The sequence below is a fragment of the Mycobacterium sp. IDUB_3 genome, from assembly GCF_055419585.1.
Window position 1 is genome coordinate 3974299 of record NZ_JBVAXZ010000001.1, and the last position, 22560, is coordinate 3996858.

Genomic DNA, 22560 nt, shown 5'->3' on the forward strand with positions numbered 1-22560 from the left:
CGTGGCTCAATCGTGCGCGCGCAGCCGCACCATCCGCGTCGTCGACGTCTCGTCCAGCTCGACGACCTCAGAGCGCGAGCGCAGGAAGTCGCTGAATGAGCGGAATCCCAAAGACCTTTCGCTGAACGACGGGTCCATCCGTTTCATCTGCGCCTTGACGGCGGAGTTGTGCAGCCAGTCGACGTCGTCCTTCTCCAGGCCGATCTGCAGGGCCCGCGTCAGCAGCGCGGTGGCGGCGGCCTGCGGGTCGGGCTGCTCGTCGGGCTCGTCCCGCTTGGCCGACTCGGCGCGGCTGGCCCCTTTTTTCGGCTTGGTCGCGTCCGCGTCGGCCGGCTCCGGCACCGGGACCCCGGGCAGCGCGTCGTAGATGACGAAGTCGTCGCAGGCGGCCGCGAGCGCGCGGCTCGACGCGCCGGCCACCCCGATGCCCACCACGTACCGGCCGAGCCTCTTGCAGCGCTGGGCCAGCGGAATGTAGTCGGAGTCACCGGCCACGATCACCACGTGGGTCAGGTCGGGCAGCCGGAACATGTCCTCGACCGCGTCCACGGCCAACCGGATGTCGGCGCCGTTCTTGCCGTAGGCCGCCGCCGGGAACAGCTGCACCAGGTCGACCGCGCGGGCCACCAGCTGTCCGCGATACCCGGCGTTGATATCCGCCGACCAGTCGGCGTAGGCGCGGGTGAGCACCAGGGTTCCGAAGGACGAGGCGAAGTCGAGGATCGCGGCGACGTCGACCGTCGCCTGGTCCAGCCGCTCGGCGTGCTGCTCGAGCCCCTTGGCCTTGTCCCGCTGGAACGAATTCCGCCCGTGGATCTGGTCGTACCGGGAGATCACGATGTTGTCGAAGTCGAGGTAGACGGCCACTCGGGTCGAAACCGGTTCGGTCATGCCTTCGATCATTGCGGAGCGGGGCCAAAGCGGGTACCCAGACCCACATGAATGAAGTGAAGGTTCTCGAACTACACGGCGATCGCGTCGCCTACCGCGACGAAGGGGAGGGCGACGTCCTGCTGCTAATCCACGGCATGGCGGGCAGTTCGGAGACTTGGCGGTCGGTGATCCCGCCGCTGTCGAAGAAGTTCCGGGTCATCGCCCCGGACCTGCTCGGCCACGGCGACTCGGCGAAACCCCGCACGGACTACTCGCTGGGCGCGTTCGCGGTGTGGCTCCGTGATTTCCTCGACGAGCTCGGCGTCAGCCACGCCACCGTCGTCGGTCACTCGCTCGGTGGTGGGGTGGCCATGCAGTTCGTCTACCAGCACCCCGACTACGCCCAGCGGTTGATCCTGATCAGCAGCGGCGGCCTGGGTCCCGATGTCGGATGGGTGTTGCGGCTGCTCTCGGCGCCCGGGGCGGAGCTGGTGTTGCCGATCATCGCGCCGCAACCCGTCCTGTCGGTCGGCAACAAGCTCCGGTCCTGGCTGCGAAGCGCCGGCATCCAGTCGCCGCGCGGCGCCGAGCTGTGGAGCGCCTACTCGTCCCTGTCCGATGGCGAGACGCGGCAGTCGTTCCTGAAGACGCTGCGATCGGTCGTCGACTATCGCGGACAGGCCGTCAGTGCGCTCAATCGGCTGCGGCTGCGCGACCAGCTGCCGGTCATGGCGATCTGGGGGGAGCGCGATGGCATCATTCCCGTCGCGCACGCCTACGCCGCGCACGAGGCGCGCACCGATGCCAGGCTCGAGGTGCTGCCCGATGTGGGTCACTTCGCGCAGGTGGAGGCGCCCGGCCGGGTAGTGGAGTTGATCGAGGACTTCATCAACACGGGCGAGCGGCGCGATACGCAGAGCCCGCAGCCGTCCGGGCCGAGCTAACGCTCCGCCGGGCACGCCCGCCGATAGTCGACCTGCCAGTGCTTGATGCCGTTGATGAAGGATGACCGCAGCCGTTCGGGGTCACCCGCCGAGCGCAGATCGGGCATGTGGTCGGCGATCGCGTTGAACATCAGGTCGATCGTCATGCGGGCCAGGTTGGCGCCGATGCAGTAATGCGCTCCGGTGCCGCCGAATCCGACGTGCGGATTGGGGCTGCGCAGGATGTCGAATGTGAACGGGTCGTCGAAGACCTCTTCGTCGAAGTTCGCGGACCGGTAGAACAGCACCACCCGCTGGCCCTTCTCGATGTGCACGCCGCCGAGTTCGGTGTCCACCAGCGCGGTGCGCTGAAACGCCGTGATCGGGGTGGCCCAGCGGATGATCTCGTCGGCAGCGGTTTTCGGTCGCTGCGCCTTGAACAACTCCCACTGCTGCGGGTGGTCGGTGAAGGCCATCATGCCCTGGGTGATCGAGTTGCGGGTCGTCTCGTTGCCGGCCACGGCCAGCGTGACCACGAACATGCCGAACTCGGCGTCGGACAGTCGCTGCTCCTCGGAATCGGCCTCGATCAGCGTGGTGACGATGTCCCGATCTCCGGATCCCGGGTCCTCGGCCTTGCGTGCCGCTAATTGCATGGCGTACCACATCAATTCGCCCGCCGACGTCAGCGCGTCATGGCCGGCGAACTCCGGGTCGTCGCTGCCGATCATGTTGTTGGTCCAGTCGAACAGCTTGTCGTAGTCCTCCGCCGGTACGCCGAGCAGGCCCGAAATGGCTTGCAGCGGAAGCTCGCACGCCACCTGGCGGACGAAGTCTCCCGAACCGTGCGCGGCGGCGTCGGCGGTGATGCTTCGCGCGCGTTCGGTGAGTTCGGGGCGCAACCGCTCGACCGCGCGAGGCGTGAAAACACGCGAGACGATCTTGCGCAGCCGGCTGTGCTCGGGGTCGTCCATCATGATCATCGACGCCCGTCCCGCCTCGATCTGGCCCTGCGCCAAGTCTTCTCGATAGCGGGGCACGATCGACTTGGTGGCCGACGAGAAGACGTCGCTGCGCAGCGATACCTCACGGATGTCGCGGTGCTTGGTCACCACCCAGTAGCCGCCATCGCCGAAGCCCCCTTGATCGAGGGGCTGTTCATTCCACCAGATGGGTTCCGTGGTGCGCAGTTCGGCGAACTCGTGCACCGGAAGCCGATGGGCGTAGATGTCGGGGTCGGTGAAATCAAAGCCCGGCGGGAGGTTCGGTGTCGCCATGGGATTTCTCCTGACGGGCTTCAACAGATCGGTTAGGGGAGATGCTAATGCTCTGCCGAACGTGGGCATACACCTACGGTGAAATTGATCAGTCGAACTCTCGTCGGGCATTCGGTCGGGCTCCCCGCATCCCCGGCATTTCGCGTCAGGCCGAAACCGGCTAGCCTCAAGTGAGGAACGGTAGATAACCGTGCGTCGCGCTCATCAGCTTCGAGAGGTCTCATTCTGGGCCGCCTGGGTCCGCCTCGCTTTGCCCGCGGACATTAAGGCGCGCCATGGACGATGACGAGTTTGCGAACTTGCTTCGCCAAACGATGGTCGATCTCACTGAAAGATACTCCCACCCAACAGAATTGAATATCACGCTGATGGGAGTCACCAAAGCTGCGGTGCAGCTCGTTCCGGGCGTCGAATGCGCAGACATTCTGATGATCTGCGCTCCGGACGGGTTCGAGTCGCTGGCTGCGACGTCACCTTTGGCGCAGCAGATCGACGCGTTGCAGCGCGAGTTTCACGAGGGTCCCTGCGTGGACGCCGCCGATGGACAGCCGTTGGTGCGATGCGACGATCTCGAAAGCGATAGTCGGTGGACCAAGTTCGGCGGGTCGGCGGCCGCAGTTGGAGTCCACAGCATCCTGTCTTTCCAGCTCTATACGCACAATCGTGGCCGGGCCGCGTTGAATCTGATGGGGTTGCAACGAAACACGTTCACGATGGAAGCCGAAGCCATAGCCGGAGTGATCGCGACCCATGCGGCAACTGCGCTGATAGCCCACAACAAGGAGCTTCAGTTTCAGTCTGCGCTCGCCAGCCGCGATGCCATCGGCCAAGCCAAAGGCATGATCATGGAACGATTTGGCGTAGGGCCGGTCCGAGCCTTCGAGCTGATAATCCAGATTTCGCAGAATTCGAATTTGCGAGTCGTCGACGTGGCGGCAGAGATTGTGGCACAAGGCCCAGACCAATCCATCCGGGTCGGCCAACCCGACCTGACGATCCGGGGTTGCGCGGACCCCCGGAAAAGGGACTAGCCTTGTGTCAAGCGCGGGATTGGGGCAGGTTGCGTCCTCTGGACATGTCACGTTGAGTCCGCTTCCCCTGCTAGACGGCCGTTGGTGCAACTGTGGTGTTAAGCAGTCAGCACCAGGCTGGCCGCCGTCGAACTGCTGTGTGCACAAACGCAGCCCATTGGACCATTCGGCGACACCCTCGCCGATGTGCCAAAGCAACAAGACCCAGCCGGGCGGCATCGCCACCAGGTCCAACGAACAAAGGCTGTGGTCATGACGCCGCTCGGCTTCCCCCACTCCCTGCGCTTCGACTGAATATGTTGATGCGGGAGCGGCTCCTCACGGCCGTGGACGGTTACCGCGGGGTAGCGGCTGCGGACCGTTTGTGTGCGGCCTGCGCGGTGCTGCTCGAGATGGACGCCGCGGCCATTTCGCTGATCTTTGACGGCGCGCCCACCGGGACGCTCGGGTCGAGCAGTGCACTGGCTCGCACGTACGACGAGCTTCAGTTCACCCTCGGTGAGGGCCCATGCCTCGACTCCATCAGCGGGCGGATTCCTGTTCTCGCCGTCGATCTCGCCGATCCCGCCGACCGTCGCTGGCCCGCATTCGGTCCGGCGTTGCTCGCCCACCGTATCCGCGGCGTCTATGCGATCCCGGTCGTCATTGCCGGCGAATATGTCGGCGCACTAGACCTTTTCCGGCGCGCGCCCGGGCGGCTCGAGGGTGAGCACCTGTCCGGCGCCATCGTCGCGGCCGAACTCGCGTCCGTCCCCCTCCTCGACCTTCTGGACGCCGACCTGCAGGCCGCCGTCGCTGACCCGAACAGCAACGCCTGGGCCGAGTTCAATGCGCTGTCGCGCACCGAGGTCAGCCAGGCCACCGGCATGCTCGTCGCGCAGCTCGATGTCGAACCCGCCGAAGCCCTGGTCCGGCTCAGGGCCCACGCCTATGCCACCGGACGTAACGCCACCGATGTCGCGCGCGACATCCTCGCGCGCCGGCTGAAGCTGGACAGCGACTGATGCGGGTACTCGAACCCAGGACCGAACGGAGGCCAAAATGAGTGAGACCGCCCGAGAAGCCCGCGTCCTCGACGCCGTGGTCTCGCTCGTCGACAGCCTGCTCGACGATTTCGACGTCGTCGACTTGCTGACCGAGCTCACCAAGCAATGCACCGAGTTGCTGGGCGTCGCGGCCGCCGGCTTGTTGCTCGCCGACCCGCTCCAGCAGCTCCGGCTGCTGGCCGCCACCTCCAATCAAGCTCGAGATCTGGAACTTTTCCAGGTGCAGGCCGACGAAGGGCCGTGCGTCGAGTGCTACCTCACCGGCCGACCGGTTTCCATCGCCGACGTGGGCGCCGAAGCCGGCCGATGGCCCCAGTTCGCGTCCGCGGCGTCCGACGCCGGGTTCCGTTCGGTGCACGCGATGCCCATGCGTGCCGCGGGCCTCGTCCTGGGTGCGCTGGGCCTGTTCGGCGATCGCCCGGGCGCGCTGTCCGACGCCGACCTGCTTGTCGCCCAGACACTGGCACATATCGCCAGCGTCGCGATCCTGCAGGAACACCCCCCGACACCGTCGACGGTCTTGCCGCAACTTCGCACAGTCCTGGCCAGCCGCGTGACGATCGAGCAGGCCAAGGGCTTCCTTCGGGAGCGTCTCGACGTCCCGGTGGACGAGGCCTTCACGCTGATGCGGACCTACGCCCGCAAGAGCGGCGAACACCTGAGCGACGTGGCCCGTCGGTTGATCACCGAGCGTCATGGCCGTCCGAGTCTGCTCGAAGCGTTGAGCGAGCTCGCCGCGCCGTCGGAGTGACCGTCAGCGCTGCCGTGCCCGGGCGCGTCGCACGGCCTCATCCACCAGCCGCTCGGCGACGACGTTCAGCTTGAGGTTTTCCTCTTGACTGATGTGGCTGAGCCGATCGAAGGCCGCGGTCGCACTCAGACCGCTTCTGCTTCGGATGATGCCGATGGCCTGATCGATGACCGCTCGGCTCTTCAGCGCCCGCTGCAGTCGATCGGTGCGCTCTCGGGCGCTGGCCAAGAGCTGCGCGTGGTAGACCGACACCGCCGCGGGAACGGCGAATTGTGAACCCAATTGCACGGCGTGCTCGGTGAAAGCGTCGCGGCGGTGCGCGTAGGAATTGATCGCGCCGATCACCCGGTCGCCGACGGCCAGCGGCAACGCCAGCGCGGAATGCACGCCCATCCGGGCCACCCGGCCTCCGAAGTGCGGCCACCGGCTGTCGCTTCCCAGCGATCCACTGACCGCGGGCCGCCGCGAGTCCATGCAGGTGATGCACGGTCCCTCGCCGAGGTCCCGGTATTGGACGACATCGATCTCTGCGACGAATTCCGCCGTCACCGCCCAGGTTTGGACCCGCGGCACATCATCGCCAGAGCTGATCAACGTCACCCCGGCGCCGTCGGCGCCCGGTATGGCGCGCTCCGCGAATTCAGCTACCTCGGCGAGGATTTCGTCTACTTGGCGTGCGTCGGCCACGATCCCGGCCACTCCGACCAACCCGGCATGCAGATCGACCTCGTCGGCTTCCATCTGTGCGGGGGACGGTTCGGGTTGCTCCGCCGGGGTCCTGCCGGGCTGAGCGTCGTAGTTGGCCATGATCCACCCCATTCTAGGTAGCCCGGCGCGTTGAGCCGACTAGTTCACCAGTGCCAACGCAAGAGCGCGCTGCAACTTTCCGGACGGAGTCTTCGGAATCGTGCCCGGCTCAAGTACCACGACATTGCGCGGTCGCATGTTCACCTCGGCCAACACCTCGCGTGCGACCTGCCGCTGGATGCGGTGTACTTCGGGGGCTTCCTGCCAAACCTTCGACTCGACCGCCACGGCGAAGCTTTCGCGGGACAGGCCGGCGTCCAGGCGCACCGCCGCGGCGCATCCCGGCCTAACCCCGGATACCCGGACGGCGGCGCGTTCGATGTCGGTGGGGTAGATCTTGCGACCGGCCATGATGATGACGTCCTTGACCCGGCCGCACACCACGATGTTGTCTGTCTCGGTCAGGTAGCCGAGATCGCCGGTGTCGAACCAGCCTTGCTCGTCTTGTGCGGCAACGAAACCGGAATGAGCGTTATAGCCATCGGACACCGCCTGACCGCGTACCTGGATGACGCCGACGCCGCGTGCGGACAGCACGTTGCAATTTTCGTCGACAACGCGCACGTCTATGCCCCCCAGCGGCCGGCCGAGGCAGACCAGTCTCCGGGTGTGCCCCCTGCTGGCCGGGACGGCCCGGTGCAGCCCTGCGAGCAGATCGGCGTGCACCTCGTCGACGACCATGCCGTCCCCGCACTCGGTGAACGACACAGCCACCGTCGTCTCGGCCATGCCGTAGGCGGGCACCATGGCCTCCGGTTTCAACCCGAACGGCGCGCCGGCGTCGCAGAGGTCTTCCACAACGGTCGGGTCGACCGCCTCGGCCCCCGACAACGCCCACCGCAGCGAGGACAGGTCGAACTGGAGGGGCGTCGCCTGTCGGCGGAGGCGTCTGGCCAGCATGCTGTATGCGAAGTTGGGCGCAGCGGTCATGGTGGCCCGGTACTTGTCAATGAGCCTGGCCCACAACAACGTATCGCGCAGGAAGTCGGCCGGGGTGATCTTGACGAGCTCAACGCAGTAGTACATCGGCACGGTCAGGTAACCGGTCATGCCCATGTCGTGGAAACACGGCAGCCAGCTCACGATGACGTCGGAGTCGATATCAACGTTGGCGGCGGCGAACATCGCCTCGGCATTGGCGACGAGATTTGCGTGGGTGATTCGGACAGCCTTGGGCGCACCCGTCGAGCCCGAGGTCAACTGCATGAAAGCCAAGTCGTCTTCGTGTGGGTCAAGGGGGTCGATCGGGCGGCCCTCGAGCAGTTGCTCGATGGTCAGCACCCGGATGCCCCACTGGGAGAGCAATGGCACCGCGGTCATGAATGGGTCGGAGACGACGACAACGTGAGCGCCGATCATCTTGACGACGTTCGTGGTCTCCTCGGCCCACCGCTGCAGATCGGTGCGCGGGGTGGGGTGATGCAGCATCGTCAGGCTTGCGCCGCGCATCCAGATCGCCTGTGCCGTCGGAGCGATTTCGGCCGGGGCGCCGGCCAACACTGCGACTGCGTCCCTGTGGCCGATGCCCGCGGAAGCCAGCCCGCCGGCAATATGCCGGGCTCGCGCATGGATCTCGAGCCAGGTGTGCCGTACGGGAGCGCCGGGCTCACCGGTGGTTATGCCGTTGAAACTCCACTGGGCATTGGCGAACATTCCTTTGGTAAATCTGCTCACGGGAATCCCTTTGACCGACAGCGCGCCCTGTTAAGACTCCGCCGCGTACCGCGCACCACAACGTCCCAATCGACGTGACTGGGAGCAGAGGAGCCGAATCCGCAGGCGGCCGAATCCATCAGTAGGTAAGAAACCTGAATCTGTCGGCTTACGTCTGGGTAGAGGCTCGAACGGCGGGGAAGTTCAGGTCGCCGCCGCGACGTTTCCGTAAGGCTGGGAAATCAACCGCTTAGCACCCTACCTCTTGGGGGATTGGTGTGCAGTAAATCTCGCGGTCGGGCTGGGTGCCTTACGGCCGTCGCGCGCGCCGAGGTTTGTTGCCGCGGTCACGATGGCCCGCTCGATCTGGCGAAGGGCATGTACGGCGGTGAGAAAGCGGCGAGTTTCGAGCTGCGCCGGCCCGTCGCCGCCAAACTGGCGGGCGAGGGTTTCAGCGGCATCGAGCTCGTCGGTCGCCGAGACCAGGGTCGGTCCGTGGCCGCCCTCGATGGCTTCCTGCAATGCGTCGATGTTGCGTCGCGTCTGGTCCGCGGCCGCCGTAAAGGCTTGCGCCAGTTCGGAGGCCAGCGAGGTTGACCCGACCGGATCCTGATACTGCTCGGCGCTGCGCGCCAGGCTCCGGCCGTACCGGTCGCAGGCGGTGAAGATCCGCAGCGCGCGCCGGATGCTGCGCCGGCCGGCAAGTCCGGCGACGCCGGCCAGCAACGGTTTGGCGGTGACCCGGAATTGCTGCAGATCCCGATCGAGCTGACGCGCCTGCTCCGACGGGCTGGCGCCGTCCTGGGCACCGATCATGGTCGCGGTGGAGATCTCGATCAGGGCGGAAAGACTCGTCAAGAAGGCCCGGGTGTCGCTGCGGATCGCCGTTCTGGTGTTGGTCGGCAGCACCACGACCGCGACGGTCACCCCGATGACGGCACCGATCGCGGTCTCTTCGATCCGCAGCATCAGCACGCCGAACGAGAACTGGCCGAGCAGCCCGTATAACAGCGCCAGCATCGTGGTGATCCAGAAGGTCATCAGGCTGTACGTGACCGTCATGAAGTAGAAGGCGCAGAACAGGCACACGAAGATGCCGGCCAGCGCGGCGGTCTTGTGGCCGGTCAGCAGCGTCGCCACCAGCACGCCGCATGGCACGCCGAGCAGCGTCCCGAGCAGGCGTTGCCAGCCCTTGGTCAGGGTTTCGCCCCAGGAGTTGGTGCCGGCGAAGATCACGAACGCCGCGATCACCGCCCAATACCAGCGCGCCGGCGAGACCAGCTCGCCGACGACGATGGCCAGGGATGCGGCGACGGAGACCTGGACGGCCTGCCGGGTGGTCGGCCGCAGCCCGGCGGCCGGCTCTTCCTCGGCGGCCTCGTCGGGGACGGCGTCCCCGAGTGGCTGGGGGCGCTCGCCGTCGCCGTCGTCGAGGGGCCGGCCGGTCGCCACCCGGTCGACGATCGCCCGCACGTCGGACGTCGCCGACGCGGCGTTGATGATCGCCAGCGCTAGGCGGCGCACGGCCGCGCTGCCCTCGTCGTCGCCCGCGGGCTCGCGCTGCTCGTCGAGCAGCCGCTGCGCGCGGTCGGCGGCCCGGCGCAGCCCGTCGGGTTCGGGAAGCCGGATGGCCCGCGACAGTTGGGTGAGCGCGTCGACGAGCGCGACCCGGGTGGGCGCGGGCATGGAATCCGGGTCCTCGCAAGCGATGACGGCCGCCCGCCGGCCGGCGGTGGCGACCCATTCGATGGCCAGCTCCGCGTCCAGCAGCCAGGGGGCAAGTCGTTCGGCGGTGACGCCGGGCCACAGGGTGCCGGGGTCCGCGTTGTCCTCGATCTGGCTCTGCACCATCAGGGCCGTCTCGTTGAGCCGGATGGTGCGGGCCCGCATGCGGCGGCGCCGCCGTTCGTCGAGGCGGCCCGTGCGCACCGCCTCGGCGGTGACGTCCAGGACGATCGCCATGCGGGCCCGCAGCGCCCGGATGGTGGCACGCAGCACCCGCTCGGGCCGATCGGGCATTAGGTAGGCGCTCATCACGTACGTGCACACGGTGCCCACCGCGACCGCCCCGATCATCCAGGGCAGCTCCGCGAGCCGGGCCCGCAGATACAGCGTGAAGAAGTAGGACATGAACGCGACCATGCCCAGCGCCCTGCCCCGTGCACCGTAGCGCCGGATGTATGCCGCGGTGAACACGACGATCACGAAGACGACGTCGCTGGCCACCGTGTGCGGCGCCAGCACCGCGGCGGCCGTGATGGACACCGCGGCGGGCAGGGGTAGCAGGGCCATGGTGATCCGCTGCTGGCGCGGGTCGGGTTCGTTGACGGAGCGGGACGCGACCATGGTGATGACGACGCCCAGCAGAGCGACGGTCAGCGGTTGTCCCGTCGCCCGGGTGAGGATGAAGAGCGCCAGCAGGGAAAGGCCGAGCGCGGCCGTCGTCCGGGTGGCCATTCGCAGCCGAAGCAAGCCAGGGTCGGAGCCGATCACCCAGTTGCGGGCGCGCTCGTAAAGAACAGTTATCGGCAGACCGCCTTTCTTGCGCTCACTCAGACATGGTTACCCGAACCGCGACGCGGCGACCAAGCTAGTCTTCGACATCGTGACCCCGCCCACGCTCGCGAAGCTGGCTGACGGTCGTGACCTGCTGTTCTTCGCGCTGCCCGGGCACCGTCCGGCGCCGGTCGAGGACCGCAGGCCGCTGGCGGCGCGTGAGCCCTCGGCGCAGTCGCAGTTGCGGTTCGACCGGTCCACCGGGCAGTGGGTGATCATCGCAGCGCTGCGCCAGGACCGCACCTATAAGCCGCCACCGCAAGCGTGCCCGCTGTGCCCGGGCCCGACCGGGCTGACCAGCGAGGTGCCCGCCGCCGACTACGACGTCGTCGTGTTCGAGAATCGGTTCCCCAGCCTGTCCGGGGCGCTGCCGTCACTGCCCGCCTCGGCGCTCGTGCCCGCCGATGAGGGCTTCGTGACCGCGCCCGGGCACGGCCGCTGCGAGGTGATCTGTTTTTCCGCCGACCACACCGGGTCCGTGGCCCAGCTGGAGCCGGCGCACGCGCGGCTGGTGGTCGAGGCGTGGCGGCATCGCACCGCCGACCTGATGGCCAGGCCGGGCATCGAGCAGGTGTTCTGTTTCGAGAACCGCGGTGAGGAGATCGGGGTGACGTTGACCCACCCGCACGGTCAGATCTACGGCTACCCCTATCTGACGCCGCGCACGGCCACCATGCTGGAGCGGGCTCGTCAACACCGAAACCGGCACGGCGGCAATCTGTTCGGCGACCTGCTGGCCCGTGAGGTCGCCAACGGCAGCCGCATCGTCGCGCGCAACGAGCTGTTCACCGCCTTCGTGCCGTTCGCGGCGCGCTGGCCCGTCGAGGTGCACATCTACCCGAACCGGTTCGTGCACAACCTGACCGAACTCGACGAGGACGAGATGGATGCGTTCGTGGGCGTGTACCTCGACGTGCTCGGCCGGTTCGACCGGATGTATTCCACGCCGCTGCCCTACATCTCGGCACTGCACCAGTACGCCGACACCGCCGCCCAGGCCGAGGGCTACTTCCACGTCGAATTGATGTCCATCCGGCGCAGCGCCACCAAGCTCAAGTACCTGGCGGCCTCCGAGTCGGCGATGGACGCCTTCATCGGCGACGTCACACCGGAAAGCGTGGCCCAGCGGCTGCGAGAACTGCGATGAGGATCCGCTACGCCGCACCGGGGCGGATCAATTTGATCGGCGAACACACCGACTACAACCTGGGTTTCGCGCTGCCCATCGCGTTACCGCAGCGAACCATCGCGACGTTCACGCCCGCTGACGACGATGCGATCACCGTGGTCAGCGACCTCGCGGACGCCCCGGTGCGCGTCCGGCTCGGCACCGCTCCCCGTGAGGTGACCGGCTGGGCGGCCTACGTGGCCGGCGTGGTGTGGGCGCTGCGCCAGGGCGGTCACCCGGTGCCCGGCGGCACCATGTCGATCACCAGCGACGTGGAAATGGGATCGGGCCTGTCGTCCTCGGCGGCGCTGGAATGCGCGACGCTGGGCGCGATCGCCTCGGCCGCCGGCGTCCGCATCGACGTCAAGGAGCAGGCCCGCCTGGCCCAGCAGGCCGAGAACGAGTATGTGGGCGCGCCAACGGGTTTGCTCGACCAGCTCGCCGCGCTCTTCGGCCGGGACGCGACCGCGGTGCTGATCGACTTCGCCGACCTGACCGTCACGCCGGTGGTTTTCGACCCTGAGTCCGCCGGCGTCGCGTTGCTGCTGATCGACTCCCGGGAGCGGCACAGCCACGCCGGCGGCGATTACGCGGCGCGGCGCGCGTCCTGCGAGCGGGCTGCCGGCGACCTGTCGGCGCCGTCGCTGCGGGTGGTCGCCGATCGCGGGACGGCCGACCTGTCGGTCGTGCGTGACCCCGTCGACGCCCGCCGCGCCCGTCACGTGCTCAGCGAAAACCAGCGGGTCATCGACTGCGTTGCGGCGCTGAGAAATTCGGACTATCCCGAAGCCGGGCGGATTTTCACAGCCTCGCACGCCTCCATGCGCGACGATTTCGAGATCACCACCGAACGCATCGACCTGATCGCGCGCACCGCGGTGTGCGCGGGCGCGCTGGGCGCGCGGATGACCGGCGGCGGCTTCGGCGGCTGTGTGATCGCGCTGGTGCCGCTGGACCGTATCGAGAAGGTCGGCGACGCGGTGCGGCGCGCCGCGATCGACGCCGGCTTCGAGCGGCCGACCGTCACCCGGACCCGCGCGGCCGCGGGCGCGGAGCTGGTGTGAGGAGCACCCGAACTTACTTGCTCGGCAATTTCGCCATTCTGCCGATGACCACTGGTCACTAAATGTAACGTGAACCCCCATGGGGGTATCTCAGTCCTGCATGTGCAGTACGGGTTTTCCCGCCCGATCGGTAGCGATCGCTGCGCGATCGCTACCGATACCTGCCGCCCATTTCGTCGCCGTCCACGCGAAACATTCACCGTGGCTTGGGATTTAGAAGGCCAAGCCGCGGCGATCGAGCGGGGGCTGGCCGGCGCCACCCCGCAGTCTGCGGGCTGGTTCCGCTTCTACTTCGAAGGCCACCGCTGGGTGTGGTCCGACCAGGTCCAGCGCATGCACGGGTACGAGCCGGGCACCGTGACACCCACCACCGAGTTGGTGCTGTCGCACAAGCATCCGGCCGATCGTCCCCAGGTGACCGACGGGATCAATGACATGATCAGGCGCCGTCGGGCGTTCTCCACGCGGCATCGCATCGTGGACACCGGCGGGATGATTCACCACGTCCTGGTGGTGGGCGACCCGTTTTGCGATGAGAGCGGGAAAGTCGTCGGCACCCACGGCTTCTACATCGAACTCACACCGGCACCCGTCCGCGCCCGGGAGGACTCCATCAGCGCCAAGGTCGCCGAAATCGCCGGGCGCCGCGGCGTGATCGACCGCACCAAAGGCATGCTGATGCTGATCTACGGCATCGACGAGGACGCCGCGTTCAACATGCTCAAGACGCTGTCCCAGTCGGGAAACATGAAGCTGGGACTGCTCGCCCAACGGATCGCCGATGACTTCGCCGCGCTGGGCAAAGAGGTCATCACCGCGCGCTCGCGCTTCGACCAGCGGCTGCGCGAAGCGCACCTGCGGTCGCCCAGCACCGGCGGCGACGGCGGCTGAGCGGGCTCGGTTCTATTCCGCCGGACCGAGCCGGACCGCACCCAGATGCAGCCGATCGACCGCCTCGGCGAACTCATCGCGTGTCGGGATGCGCTGGTCGCGAAACTTCAGCCCGATCATGCGTTGTGCGCGCTGAACTCCGTAGAACTCGGCGCAGCGCAACAACAGGTCCGAGACCACACCCCGGTCTCGGATCAGCTCACCGCGCATCGCCGTCGCCTTGCCGTCGTACACCACCTGGACCGGCCCGCCGTCGCGGAAGTTCTGCTTCCACGGGTTGCCGGTCAGCGCGTAAAGCTGGCCGTCAATCAGGTGGGCGCTCAACGGAATTGAATACGGCCGTCCCGTCTTGCGCCCGGTGAAGCTCAACACCATGAACTGATTGCGGGCGAGCCCGGCGAGCGGACTGCGTAGCAAGAATCCCATTGCCGGGTTGACCAGACGCATCAGCGCCGACGGCGGATGCCCGGCGTCCACCGCATACGACTGCTCTGTCATGCGTTCACCGTAGAGCCAACCGGGGTCGGTGGCCTAGAAATTCAGCCGGTGATGGTGGTCTTTTCGTCGATGACGTGGGTGGCGTCCATCAACGGGAGTTGATCGGCCTCCAGCCCGTCGGCGTTGAGCTGCAACACGTAAACCGCGTCCTGGCTGGAGATCACCACCGTCTTCTGCGCGATGACGCGGGTCTGACCGCCCCGCTGGTACGTGCCGCCCACCTGCCAGGCCTGGAAACCACCGAGCGTGGACGCGGATCCGTCGCCCCCACCCCCGCCCTGGTATCCGGGCAGGTTCTGCACCTCGCCCGGCGCGTACTGGATGAGCTTGGCCGGGTCGACGTTGCCGGTCAGCCTGGAGAACAATGCCGAGACGGTGGGCGGATCCGAGGGATTAGCGGGCTGACTCTGGATGATGCCGCCGTAGGAGGTGCCCGAGTTCTGGTTGAGCTGCCAGCCCGCGGGCACCGGCAGGTCGACATTCGGGCCCGGATCGCCGTGGTGCACGGGCGTTTCGGAGATGTTGTTGTCCTTCACGTAGTCCGCGATGGTGTATTTGGCTTTCGCCGCCGGTGGCGCGCTCGTTTGCGGCGACGTTGCCGAGGTCGGCGACGTCGTCGAAGTGGACGTCGAGGTTTTATCGCCCGATTTGTGTTCATGGCCGCAACCGACGAGCGCCAAACTCAGCGCCATGGAAATGGTTGCTAGCGTCAAATGTTTCATCGACCAATCTCCCGAAAATTGGGCCGGTACCAGCGCCAGCCATGCTGGGCATGACAGTAACCGAAATAGCTCGCCACTTTGCCAGAATCTTTTGGGCTTTTTCCCGGCTCCCGGCCGGCCGCCAATCGTTATCCAATTCGTCGGCCAAAACGCCACGCGAATACGCCGTTGTGCAGTCGTTTTCCAGTATTAGACAGGTATGCGGTCGCGGCGGGCCCTCATTGCGGTAATCGCGGCGTCGGCCGTCTTCATGGTCTTCATCGCGGCGGCCCCGCCGAGGGGATACGACGGCCCGCCCGTGTTCGTGGCCAATCCCGTCGACCACGTCGTGACCCTCATCGGCACCGGGACGGGCGGCGAGACGGTGGGGGAGATCAACAACTTCCCGGGTGCCACCGTGCCGTTCGGCATGGTGCAGTACTCGCCGGACACCGTCGGCAACTACGCCGGCTACAACTACGACAACCCGCGCGCCACCGGATTCAGCATGACCCACGCCTCGGTGGGATGCGCTGCATTCGGCGACATCTCGATGCTGCCGGTCACCGGTGAAATAGGCCCGCAACCCTGGAACACCACCGAGAGGATCGCCCACGACGATACCGAGCAGGGCGTGCCCGGTTACTACACGGTGCGGTTCCCCGGCACCGGGCTAAAGGCCGAACTCACCGCCACCGCGCACACGGGTGTCGGGCGTTTCAGCTACCCGCGCAACGGACGGCCCGCGCTGTTCCAGGTGCGCTCCGGCTCGTCGCTGGCGGGCAATTCGCGCGCGACCATCCAGATCGGGGAGGACAACACCACCATCACCGGGTGGGCCACCAGCGGCGGATTCTGCGACAAGCCGAACGCCTACACCGTGTACTTCGCGATGAAGTTCAGCCAGCCCTTCACCTCGTACGGATCCTGGGACGGCAGTGCGGTTTACGCCGGCGCCCGCAGCGCGAACGCGCCGTACAGCGGCGGGTATGTCGAGTTCCCGCCCGGCTCGACGCTGCAGGTGCACACCGCGATCTCCTACGTCGGCATCGAGGGTGCGCGGGCGAACCTGGCGGCCGAGGGCGGGGCGGGCTTCGACGATGTTCGCGGGGCCGCGTCGAGGGAATGGAACGCCGCACTGTCGCGCGTGTCGGTAGCCGGCCGCAACGTCGACGATCTGACCACCTTCTACACCTCCCTGTATCGATCGTTGTTGCACCCCAACATGTTCAACGACGCCGACGGGCGCTACGTCGGGTTCGACGGCTCCATCCACACGGTGGCCGCCGGCCACACCCAGTACGCCAACTTCTCCGACTGGGACACCTACCGATGCCTGGCGGCGCTGCAGGCCTTGCTGTTCCCGGAACGGACCAGCGACATGGCCCAATCGCTGGTGAACGATGCCGACCAGAGCGGTGCGCTGCCCCGCTGGGCCTTCGCCAATGCCGCGACGGGTGAGATGAGCGGGGACAGCGTGGTACCGCTGATCGTGAACCTTAACACGTTCGGGGCCAACGACTTCGACACCAAAACGGCGCTGCGCTACATGGTGGACGGGGCGACCAAAGGCGGTGTGGGTCTGGGCGGTTACATCGAGCGCCGCGGCATCGCCACCTACCTGCGGCTCGGCTACGCCCCGTTCACGTTGGAATTCGGCCGCAACGGCTGGATCGCCGACGCGTCCATCACCCTCGAGTGGTCGATCGACGACTTCACCATTTCCCGATTCGCCGAGTCGCTGGGCGATGCCGCGACCGCCGCCGAATTCGCGAACCGGGCGCAGTATTGGCAGAACCTGTTCAACCCGACCACGCGATACGTCTTGCCGCGCAGCTGGACCGGCTTCTTTCGGCAGGGTCCGGGATTTGTGGTGGTCCCGGAAAACTTCGGTCAGGTGGGATACGACGAGGGCAACGCCGAACAGTACGTCTGGTCGGTGCCGCACAATGTCGCCGGCCTGGTAACCGCGCTCGGAGGGCGCGCGGCCGTGGCCGACCGGCTCGACCGCTTCACCGAGAAGCTCAACGTCGGGCCCAACCAGCCCTACCTGTGGGCCGGCAACGAACCGAGTTTCGGTGTGCCGTGGCTGTACAACTACATCGGCCAGCCGTGGAAGGCACAGCGCACGGTCGACCGGGTGCGCGGACTCTTCGCCCCGACCGCCGACGGCGAGCCGGGCAACGACGACCTGGGGGCCCTGGCCGGCTGGTACGTGTGGGCGGCGCTGGGCCTGTACCCGGCCACTCCCGGAACGCCGATCCTGACGGTGGGCGCGCCGTTATTCGATCGCATCGAAATCGCGCTTCCCGCAAACAAATCCATCCGTATCGCCGCCCCGGGCGCATCCGGACCGCACCACCTCAAATACATCAGCGGCCTGAAGATCGACGGCCAGGAAACCGACCGCACCTCGCTGCCCGAGTCGATCATCCGCACCGGCGGCACGCTGGGCTTCTCGCTGGCCGCCTATCCCGACAAGCACTGGGGCACAGCCGAAGCGGATGCGCCCCCGTCGTTCGGGGCGGGCAGTTCGGCGGTGGCCGTCAACGTCGATCAGCCCGTCGTCACGATCGCGCCCGGGCGCACGGGCAGTGTCACCCTCGATGCGCAACGCATGACCGACGGCGCCGACGGCTACGCCGTCACGGGCACCTCGTCGGATGCAGGGATCGGCGTGAAGCCGGTGTCGGGTCGATTCGCCGCCGACGGATCGGCCAGCGTCACCGTCCCGATCACGGTCGCGCAGTCGGTGCCCGAGGACTACTACCTGGTGTCTTTGACCACCACGGTCGGCCAAAGCGTGCGCACCTCAACGGTTCTGGTGGTCACACAGACCGAATCTGAGAGCTAGGCTTCAGACCATCTCGTTGGTGGTCAGCCACCGCATCACCGGCCAGCCGACGAACACCGGTAGCCAGCAGGTCAGCACCCGGTACAGCAGGACCGACGGCACGCCGACGGCCGCAGACACGCCGAACGCGGCCAGCCCACCGATCAGCGCCGCCTCGACCGCCCCGACACCGCCGGGCGTGGGCGCCGCGGACGCCAACGTGCCGCCGACCATGGTGACCACGGTGACGGCGACGAAAGTCGTTCCGCCACCGAAGGCCTCGATGCTGGCCCACAACGCCAGCGCCGCACCGAGCGTGGTGCCCGCACAACCCAGCAGGATCAGGGCCAACCGCCGCGGTTCGCGCGCCAGCTTGACCAGATCGGTCACCACCTCGTTCAGCTTGGGGCGCACCTCGGTCGCCAGCCACTTGCGTAGCGTGGGCACGAACAGGAAGGTGCCGACGATGCCCAGCGCGATCCCCGCGATCAGGTAGAGCAGCGTCGCGCTCGGGACGAAATGCCGCAGGTTCATCGAGGCGCCGGCCGCTGCGCTGAACAAGACCAACAGCGCCAGATGCGCGATCACCTGTACCGATTGTTGCAGCGCCACCGCCGCGGTCGCCCGCATCGCCGACAGGCCGCTCTTCTGCAAGAACCGGGTACTCAGGGCCAGCCCGCCGACGCCCGCCGGGGTGGTGGTCGCGGCAAAAGTGTTGGCCACCTGGGCGATTGACAGTGTCCAGAAGTTCACCATACCGTCGGCAGACGCCCACAGCGCGGCGGCCGCACCGACGTAGGTGAGCGCCGACACCAGCAGGCCGAGCAGCGCCCACCACCAGTTCGCGGTCCTCAGCTGGGAGAAGAACGTCGGCGCCGTGCTGATGAAGGGGTACGCCACATAGACCAGCGCGCCGAAGAGCACCAGCTGGACGAGCTGGCTGCGGGTGAATCTGGTGATGGTCTGCGGCTTGATCTGATCGGCACCGGTCTGGCGTTTGACCTCGGCCCGCGCGCCGGAGATGATGGCACCGGCGTCGGGCACCGAACGCCGAATATACCGTGGCACAGCGACTTTCGTGAGCCGACGGGATGCGCTCAGGATGGTGTCCTTGCCGAACACCTCGATCGCCGCGCGCACCGCCGACTTCGGGTCGTAGAGGGCGGAGGCGGTCACCAGCAGCTGGGCGATGTCGGATTGCAGCTGGGCGTCGGTCGCCCCGTATTCGGCGCTGCCGAACCCGCCGAACATCACGGTGTCGTCCTCCACCGTGATGTGGTGGCTGCGCAGGTCACCGTGGGCGATCTGGCGGTCGTTGAGGACTCGCAGCGATTCCCACAGCCGGGCAACGGGAGTCGTCTTCGCGCATTCGTCGACGGGCGTGCCGAGAGGGGGCCGGTGCGAGTAGAGCATCCACCCGCGGTCCAGCGGGGCGACGGCGACCGTCGCCGTGTTGGCCAGGCCCGCATCACCGATGGCGATGGCCATCAACGCGCGATGCTCCACCGCCCGCCGCATGGAGGTCACCAGGGGCGCGGTCTCGACGTCGCGCAGCCGCAGCTTTCCCCAGAGCTGGCGCAGCGCGCCGCCGCTGCGCTGATGCGGGCCGTACAGCTCGATCAGCGCCGTCTCCCCGAGGTGTTCGCCGTCGGCCGACAGAATCAGCGGGCCGCGGCCGGCCGGCCGAACCACGGTGAGCCGCGAGACGGCGAAGCCGGCCTTGGCCAGGGCACGCACCGCGGCATCCAGCGGCACCTCGAGCGCGGGAGTGCCGACCACCAGCACCACCAGCGCGCCGACGACCCACCCGACCGCCAGACCGACCAAGGAGCGCGCCGGGACGATGGCGCTGACCACCAGATGGATGGGGACAAACGCCAGCAGCAGCGCCCACCACCAGCGCCGCCAGCGCGCCGGCAACCAGGGCCCCGACACCGTCAGCACCGCCGCCAGCATCCCGATCCACCGGGGGTCGTCGAGAAATTGCGCCGGCAGAGTGGTCAGCCGGTCGAGGGCTTCGAAGTGCCACCGCGGCGCGGCGAGGCCGGTGCCGCTGATCGACAACAGCACGATCGCACTCAACCCCGCGGTGGCATAGGCGCCCAGCAGTTTCCACTGCCCGGCCACGATCAAGCCGATGAGAATCACGAACGGCAATGCGACGATGGCCAATCCGTAGATCAGGTACGCCACATCGGACTGCGTCGGCGACAAGACGCCGACGATCTGCGAAACCGATTTCTCCAGCGCGATCCATTGCGGGCGGGTGATCACCGAACCCGTGATCACCACCGCCAGGAACAGCAAGGCCAGCACCAGCCGCAGGATGTCGTTGGTCCGCCGGGTCAATGGCTGCAGCAAGTTGCCGGAGACGACGATGTCGCGCCCGTCAACTCGCATGTACATCCTTCGGATTCGCGCTGACACGGTGCCTTGGGCCTGCTGAACGGCCCGCCGACAAGTTAACTCAATACCCGGTTCGTTGACAGCTCCCACTCATCCGGCGCGCGTAGGGTCTGGTACGTAGGCGTGCTAGCGAATTGGGGAGGCATCGGCGTGGTCAGGACGGACAACGACAGCTGGGAGATCACCGAGAGTGTGGGGGCGACGGCGCTCGGTGTGGCGGCCGCCCGGGCCGCGGCGACCGAAAGCGAGAATCCGCTGATCAGCGACCCGTTCGCGCGGGTGTTCCTGCGGGCCGCCGGGGAAGGCATGTGGGACTGGTTCGCGGCCCCCGACCTGCCCGCCCAAGTCGCCGAGATCGATCCGGACCTCAGGCCGCGGATGCAGGGCATGGTCGACTACATGGCCTCGCGGACGGCCTTCTTCGACCAGTTCTTCCTCGACGCCACCGGCGCCGGCGTGCGGCAGGTGGTGATCCTGGCGGCGGGGCTGGACTCCCGGGCGTGGCGGCTGCCCTGGCCGGACGGCACCACGGTGTACGAGCTGGACCAGCCCCGGGTGCTGGACTTCAAGGCGTCGACGCTGCGCGATGAGGGCGCCCAGCCGACCTGCGAGCTGGTCAGTGTTCCCGTCGACCTGCGCCACGACTGGCCGTCCGCTTTGCAGCGGGCCGGATTTGACGCCGAAGCGCCCAGCGTGTGGTCGGCCGAGGGGCTGTTGCCGTTTCTGCCTGCGGCCGCCCAGGAACTGTTGTTCGAGCGGGTGCAGGCGCTCGGCGCGCGCGGCAGCCGGATCGCCGTGGAGGCACCGGGACCCGACTTCCTCGACGAGGACGCTCGCGAGCGGCAGCGTCAGACCATGCAGCGGGTGCGCGACCTGATGGCCGAACTGCAGCCCGACCGTGACATCCCCGACGTGCAAGACCTCTGGTACTTCGAGGAACGCGAAGACGTGGGGGACTGGCTGCGCCGGCACGGCTGGGACGTCACGGTCACCCCGGCGCCGGAACTGATGGCCGGCTACGACCGCCGACCACCGCAGGACATCGAGGGCGCCACGCCGCAGACGCTGTTCGTATCGGCAAAGCGGACGGGAAGGGACTGAGGATGGCGAGGACCGACAACGACAGCTGGGAGATCACCGAAAGCGTGGGAGCGACCGCGCTGGGGGTCGCCTCGGCCCGCGCGGCGGAGACCCGCAACGAAAACCCGTTGATCACAGACCCGTTCGCCCAGGTGTTCCTCGACGCCGCGGGCGACGGCGTGTGGAACTGGCACGCCGGCGCCCAGCTGCCGGACGAGGTGATCGAGGCCGAACCGACGTTGCCGCTGCAGATGCAGTCGATGGTCAGCTACATGGCTTCGCGCACAGCATTTTTCGACAGGTTCTTCCTCGACGCGGTCGGCGCGGGCATCCGCCAGGCGGTGATCCTGGCGGCCGGCCTGGACGCGCGATCCTGGCGGTTGCCCTGGCCGGCGGGCGTCACGGTCTACGAGCTCGACCAGACCCGGGTGCTGGATTTCAAGGCCGCCACGTTGGCCGAGCACGGGGCGCAGCCCGCGTGCAACCGGGTGGCGGTGCCGGTGGACCTGCGCCAGGATTGGCCGGCCGCGTTGCGGCAGGCGGGTTTTGACGCCTCCGCGCCCAGCGTCTGGTCGGCCGAGGGGCTGATGCCGTATCTGCCCGCTGCCGCCCAGGACCTACTGTTCGAACGCATTCAGGGACTGACCGTTCCCGGCAGCCGGGTCGCAGTGGAGGCGCTGGGTCCGACGTTCCTCGACCCGCAGTTCCGCGCCAAGCGCCGTCAGCGGATGGACCGGATCCGCGGGTTGATGGCCGGCGTGGATCCGGACCGCGAGATCCCGCGGACCGACGAGCTGTGGTATTTCGAGGAACGCGAGGACGTCGGCGAGTGGTTCGGCCGGCACGGCTGGGACGTGACGGTGACACCCGCCGACGAGCTGATGGCCGGCTACGGGCGCTCGGCGCCCGAGGAGGTCCGGGACTACGTGCCCGGGAATCTGTTTGTGGCGGCGCAACGCTCGGCGAAATAGCGACATCAAATCCCTTGTGCCGCTCAAGCTT

The 22560-nt window shown here is 67.5% G+C and carries 18 protein-coding genes; 10 read left to right on the top strand and 8 right to left on the bottom strand.

Features of this window, described 5'->3' with window-relative positions; all coding sequences use genetic code 11:
• Positions 1-6: 6 nt before the first annotated feature.
• A complete protein-coding gene (locus ACZYVJ_RS18475; RefSeq protein WP_463832346.1) occupies positions 7-903 on the bottom strand; it encodes an NYN domain-containing protein in 897 nt (298 codons plus the stop codon).
• A 35-nt stretch (positions 904-938) separates the two neighbouring features.
• Between ACZYVJ_RS18475 and ACZYVJ_RS18480 the strand changes: the two genes are divergently transcribed.
• Positions 939-1817 carry an alpha/beta fold hydrolase gene (locus ACZYVJ_RS18480; protein ID WP_463832347.1) on the top strand — a complete coding sequence of 293 codons (879 nt, stop codon included), beginning with the start codon at positions 939-941 and terminating at the stop codon, positions 1815-1817.
• Here the strand turns inward: ACZYVJ_RS18480 and ACZYVJ_RS18485 are convergent.
• The gene (locus ACZYVJ_RS18485; protein WP_463832348.1) at positions 1814-3073 is read right to left on the bottom strand and encodes a cytochrome P450; all 1260 of its coding nucleotides are present in this window, start codon (positions 3071-3073) and stop codon (positions 1814-1816) included. The two genes, ACZYVJ_RS18480 and ACZYVJ_RS18485, sit on opposite strands and share 4 nt — an antisense overlap.
• 275 nt (positions 3074-3348) lie before the next feature.
• Here ACZYVJ_RS18485 and ACZYVJ_RS18490 point away from each other — a divergent pair, with 275 nt between their 5' ends.
• From ACZYVJ_RS18490 to ACZYVJ_RS18500, 3 genes are all read left to right on the top strand, one after another.
• Entirely contained in the window at positions 3349-4104 is a 756-nt protein-coding gene (locus tag ACZYVJ_RS18490) for a GAF and ANTAR domain-containing protein (RefSeq protein ID WP_463832349.1), read from the top strand.
• A 296-nt stretch (positions 4105-4400) separates the two neighbouring features.
• Positions 4401-5108 (top strand): GAF and ANTAR domain-containing protein, encoded by a 708-nt coding sequence (locus ACZYVJ_RS18495; protein ID WP_463832350.1) that lies wholly within the window; start codon positions 4401-4403, stop codon positions 5106-5108.
• A 37-nt stretch (positions 5109-5145) separates the two neighbouring features.
• Entirely contained in the window at positions 5146-5901 is a 756-nt protein-coding gene (locus ACZYVJ_RS18500; protein ID WP_463832351.1) for a GAF and ANTAR domain-containing protein, read from the top strand.
• Between the two features lie 3 nt (positions 5902-5904).
• Here the strand turns inward: ACZYVJ_RS18500 and ACZYVJ_RS18505 are convergent, their stop codons facing one another.
• The 3 genes from ACZYVJ_RS18505 to ACZYVJ_RS18515 all read right to left on the bottom strand — a co-directional run bounded on the left by ACZYVJ_RS18505 (position 5905) and on the right by ACZYVJ_RS18515 (position 10854).
• On the bottom strand, positions 5905-6708 hold the full coding sequence (locus ACZYVJ_RS18505) for a GAF and ANTAR domain-containing protein (protein WP_463832352.1): 804 nt from the start codon (positions 6706-6708) through the stop codon (positions 5905-5907).
• 39 nt (positions 6709-6747) lie between these two features.
• Positions 6748-8382: a fatty acyl-AMP ligase gene (locus ACZYVJ_RS18510; protein ID WP_463832353.1), complete on the bottom strand. Its 1635-nt coding sequence runs from the start codon at positions 8380-8382 to the stop codon at positions 6748-6750.
• Positions 8383-8619: 237 nt separating this feature from the next.
• The gene (locus ACZYVJ_RS18515) at positions 8620-10854 is read right to left on the bottom strand and encodes an FUSC family protein (protein WP_463832354.1); all 2235 of its coding nucleotides are present in this window, start codon (positions 10852-10854) and stop codon (positions 8620-8622) included.
• Between the two features lie 112 nt (positions 10855-10966).
• On the opposite strand from ACZYVJ_RS18515, the gene galT reads away from it, so the two are divergent.
• The 3 genes from galT (at position 10967) to ACZYVJ_RS18530 (ending at position 14040) form a co-directional block, all read left to right on the top strand.
• Positions 10967-12064: a galactose-1-phosphate uridylyltransferase gene (galT, locus tag ACZYVJ_RS18520; RefSeq protein WP_463832355.1), complete on the top strand. Its 1098-nt coding sequence runs from the start codon at positions 10967-10969 to the stop codon at positions 12062-12064.
• On the top strand, positions 12061-13149 hold the full coding sequence (locus ACZYVJ_RS18525; RefSeq protein WP_463832356.1) for a galactokinase: 1089 nt from the start codon (positions 12061-12063) through the stop codon (positions 13147-13149). Before galT ends, ACZYVJ_RS18525 begins: the two co-directional genes overlap by 4 nt.
• A gap of 201 nt (positions 13150-13350) precedes the next feature.
• Positions 13351-14040: a PAS and ANTAR domain-containing protein gene (locus tag ACZYVJ_RS18530; RefSeq protein WP_463832357.1), complete on the top strand. Its 690-nt coding sequence runs from the start codon at positions 13351-13353 to the stop codon at positions 14038-14040.
• A gap of 12 nt (positions 14041-14052) precedes the next feature.
• Here ACZYVJ_RS18530 and ACZYVJ_RS18535 read toward each other — a convergent pair whose 3' ends face one another.
• Both ACZYVJ_RS18535 and lpqN read right to left on the bottom strand, forming a co-directional pair.
• The gene (locus ACZYVJ_RS18535) at positions 14053-14538 is read right to left on the bottom strand and encodes a hypothetical protein (RefSeq protein WP_463832358.1); all 486 of its coding nucleotides are present in this window, start codon (positions 14536-14538) and stop codon (positions 14053-14055) included.
• Positions 14539-14579: 41 nt separating this feature from the next.
• Positions 14580-15260 (bottom strand): envelope biogenesis lipoprotein LpqN, encoded by a 681-nt coding sequence (gene lpqN, locus ACZYVJ_RS18540; protein ID WP_463832359.1) that lies wholly within the window; start codon positions 15258-15260, stop codon positions 14580-14582.
• Between the two features lie 199 nt (positions 15261-15459).
• On the opposite strand from lpqN, the gene ACZYVJ_RS18545 reads away from it, so the two are divergent.
• Positions 15460-18093: a GH92 family glycosyl hydrolase gene (locus ACZYVJ_RS18545; protein ID WP_463832360.1), complete on the top strand. Its 2634-nt coding sequence runs from the start codon at positions 15460-15462 to the stop codon at positions 18091-18093.
• Positions 18094-18096: 3 nt separating this feature from the next.
• Here the strand turns inward: ACZYVJ_RS18545 and ACZYVJ_RS18550 are convergent, their stop codons facing one another.
• Entirely contained in the window at positions 18097-20472 is a 2376-nt protein-coding gene (locus ACZYVJ_RS18550; RefSeq protein WP_463832361.1) for a lysylphosphatidylglycerol synthase domain-containing protein, read from the bottom strand.
• Positions 20473-20628: 156 nt separating this feature from the next.
• Between ACZYVJ_RS18550 and ACZYVJ_RS18555 the strand changes: the two genes are divergently transcribed.
• Together ACZYVJ_RS18555 and ACZYVJ_RS18560 are read left to right on the top strand one after the other, a co-directional pair.
• The gene (locus ACZYVJ_RS18555) at positions 20629-21579 is read left to right on the top strand and encodes a class I SAM-dependent methyltransferase (protein ID WP_463832362.1); all 951 of its coding nucleotides are present in this window, start codon (positions 20629-20631) and stop codon (positions 21577-21579) included.
• Between the two features lie 2 nt (positions 21580-21581).
• Complete coding sequence (locus ACZYVJ_RS18560; protein ID WP_463832363.1) at positions 21582-22529, top strand: class I SAM-dependent methyltransferase; 948 nt, start codon at positions 21582-21584, stop codon at positions 22527-22529.
• Positions 22530-22560: the final 31 nt, after the last annotated feature.

Bases quoted from the DNA above. Each gene is read 5' to 3' on its own strand.
- ACZYVJ_RS18525 (WP_463832356.1), top strand. From the start codon at position 12,061: ATGAGGATCCGCTACGCCGCACCGGGGCGGATCAATTTGATCGGCGAA.
- ACZYVJ_RS18475 (WP_463832346.1), bottom strand. From the start codon at position 903: ATGATCGAAGGCATGACCGAACCGGTTTCGACCCGAGTGGCCGTCTAC.
- ACZYVJ_RS18505 (WP_463832352.1), bottom strand. From the start codon at position 6,708: ATGGCCAACTACGACGCTCAGCCCGGCAGGACCCCGGCGGAGCAACCC.
- ACZYVJ_RS18545 (WP_463832360.1), top strand. From the start codon at position 15,460: ATGCGGTCGCGGCGGGCCCTCATTGCGGTAATCGCGGCGTCGGCCGTC.
- ACZYVJ_RS18480 (WP_463832347.1), top strand. From the start codon at position 939: ATGAATGAAGTGAAGGTTCTCGAACTACACGGCGATCGCGTCGCCTAC.
- ACZYVJ_RS18490 (WP_463832349.1), top strand. From the start codon at position 3,349: ATGGACGATGACGAGTTTGCGAACTTGCTTCGCCAAACGATGGTCGAT.
- ACZYVJ_RS18485 (WP_463832348.1), bottom strand. From the start codon at position 3,073: ATGGCGACACCGAACCTCCCGCCGGGCTTTGATTTCACCGACCCCGAC.
- ACZYVJ_RS18560 (WP_463832363.1), top strand. From the start codon at position 21,582: ATGGCGAGGACCGACAACGACAGCTGGGAGATCACCGAAAGCGTGGGA.
- ACZYVJ_RS18550 (WP_463832361.1), bottom strand. From the start codon at position 20,472: ATGCGAGTTGACGGGCGCGACATCGTCGTCTCCGGCAACTTGCTGCAG.
- ACZYVJ_RS18495 (WP_463832350.1), top strand. From the start codon at position 4,401: ATGTTGATGCGGGAGCGGCTCCTCACGGCCGTGGACGGTTACCGCGGG.
- ACZYVJ_RS18500 (WP_463832351.1), top strand. From the start codon at position 5,146: ATGAGTGAGACCGCCCGAGAAGCCCGCGTCCTCGACGCCGTGGTCTCG.
- ACZYVJ_RS18535 (WP_463832358.1), bottom strand. From the start codon at position 14,538: ATGACAGAGCAGTCGTATGCGGTGGACGCCGGGCATCCGCCGTCGGCG.
- lpqN (WP_463832359.1), bottom strand. From the start codon at position 15,260: ATGAAACATTTGACGCTAGCAACCATTTCCATGGCGCTGAGTTTGGCG.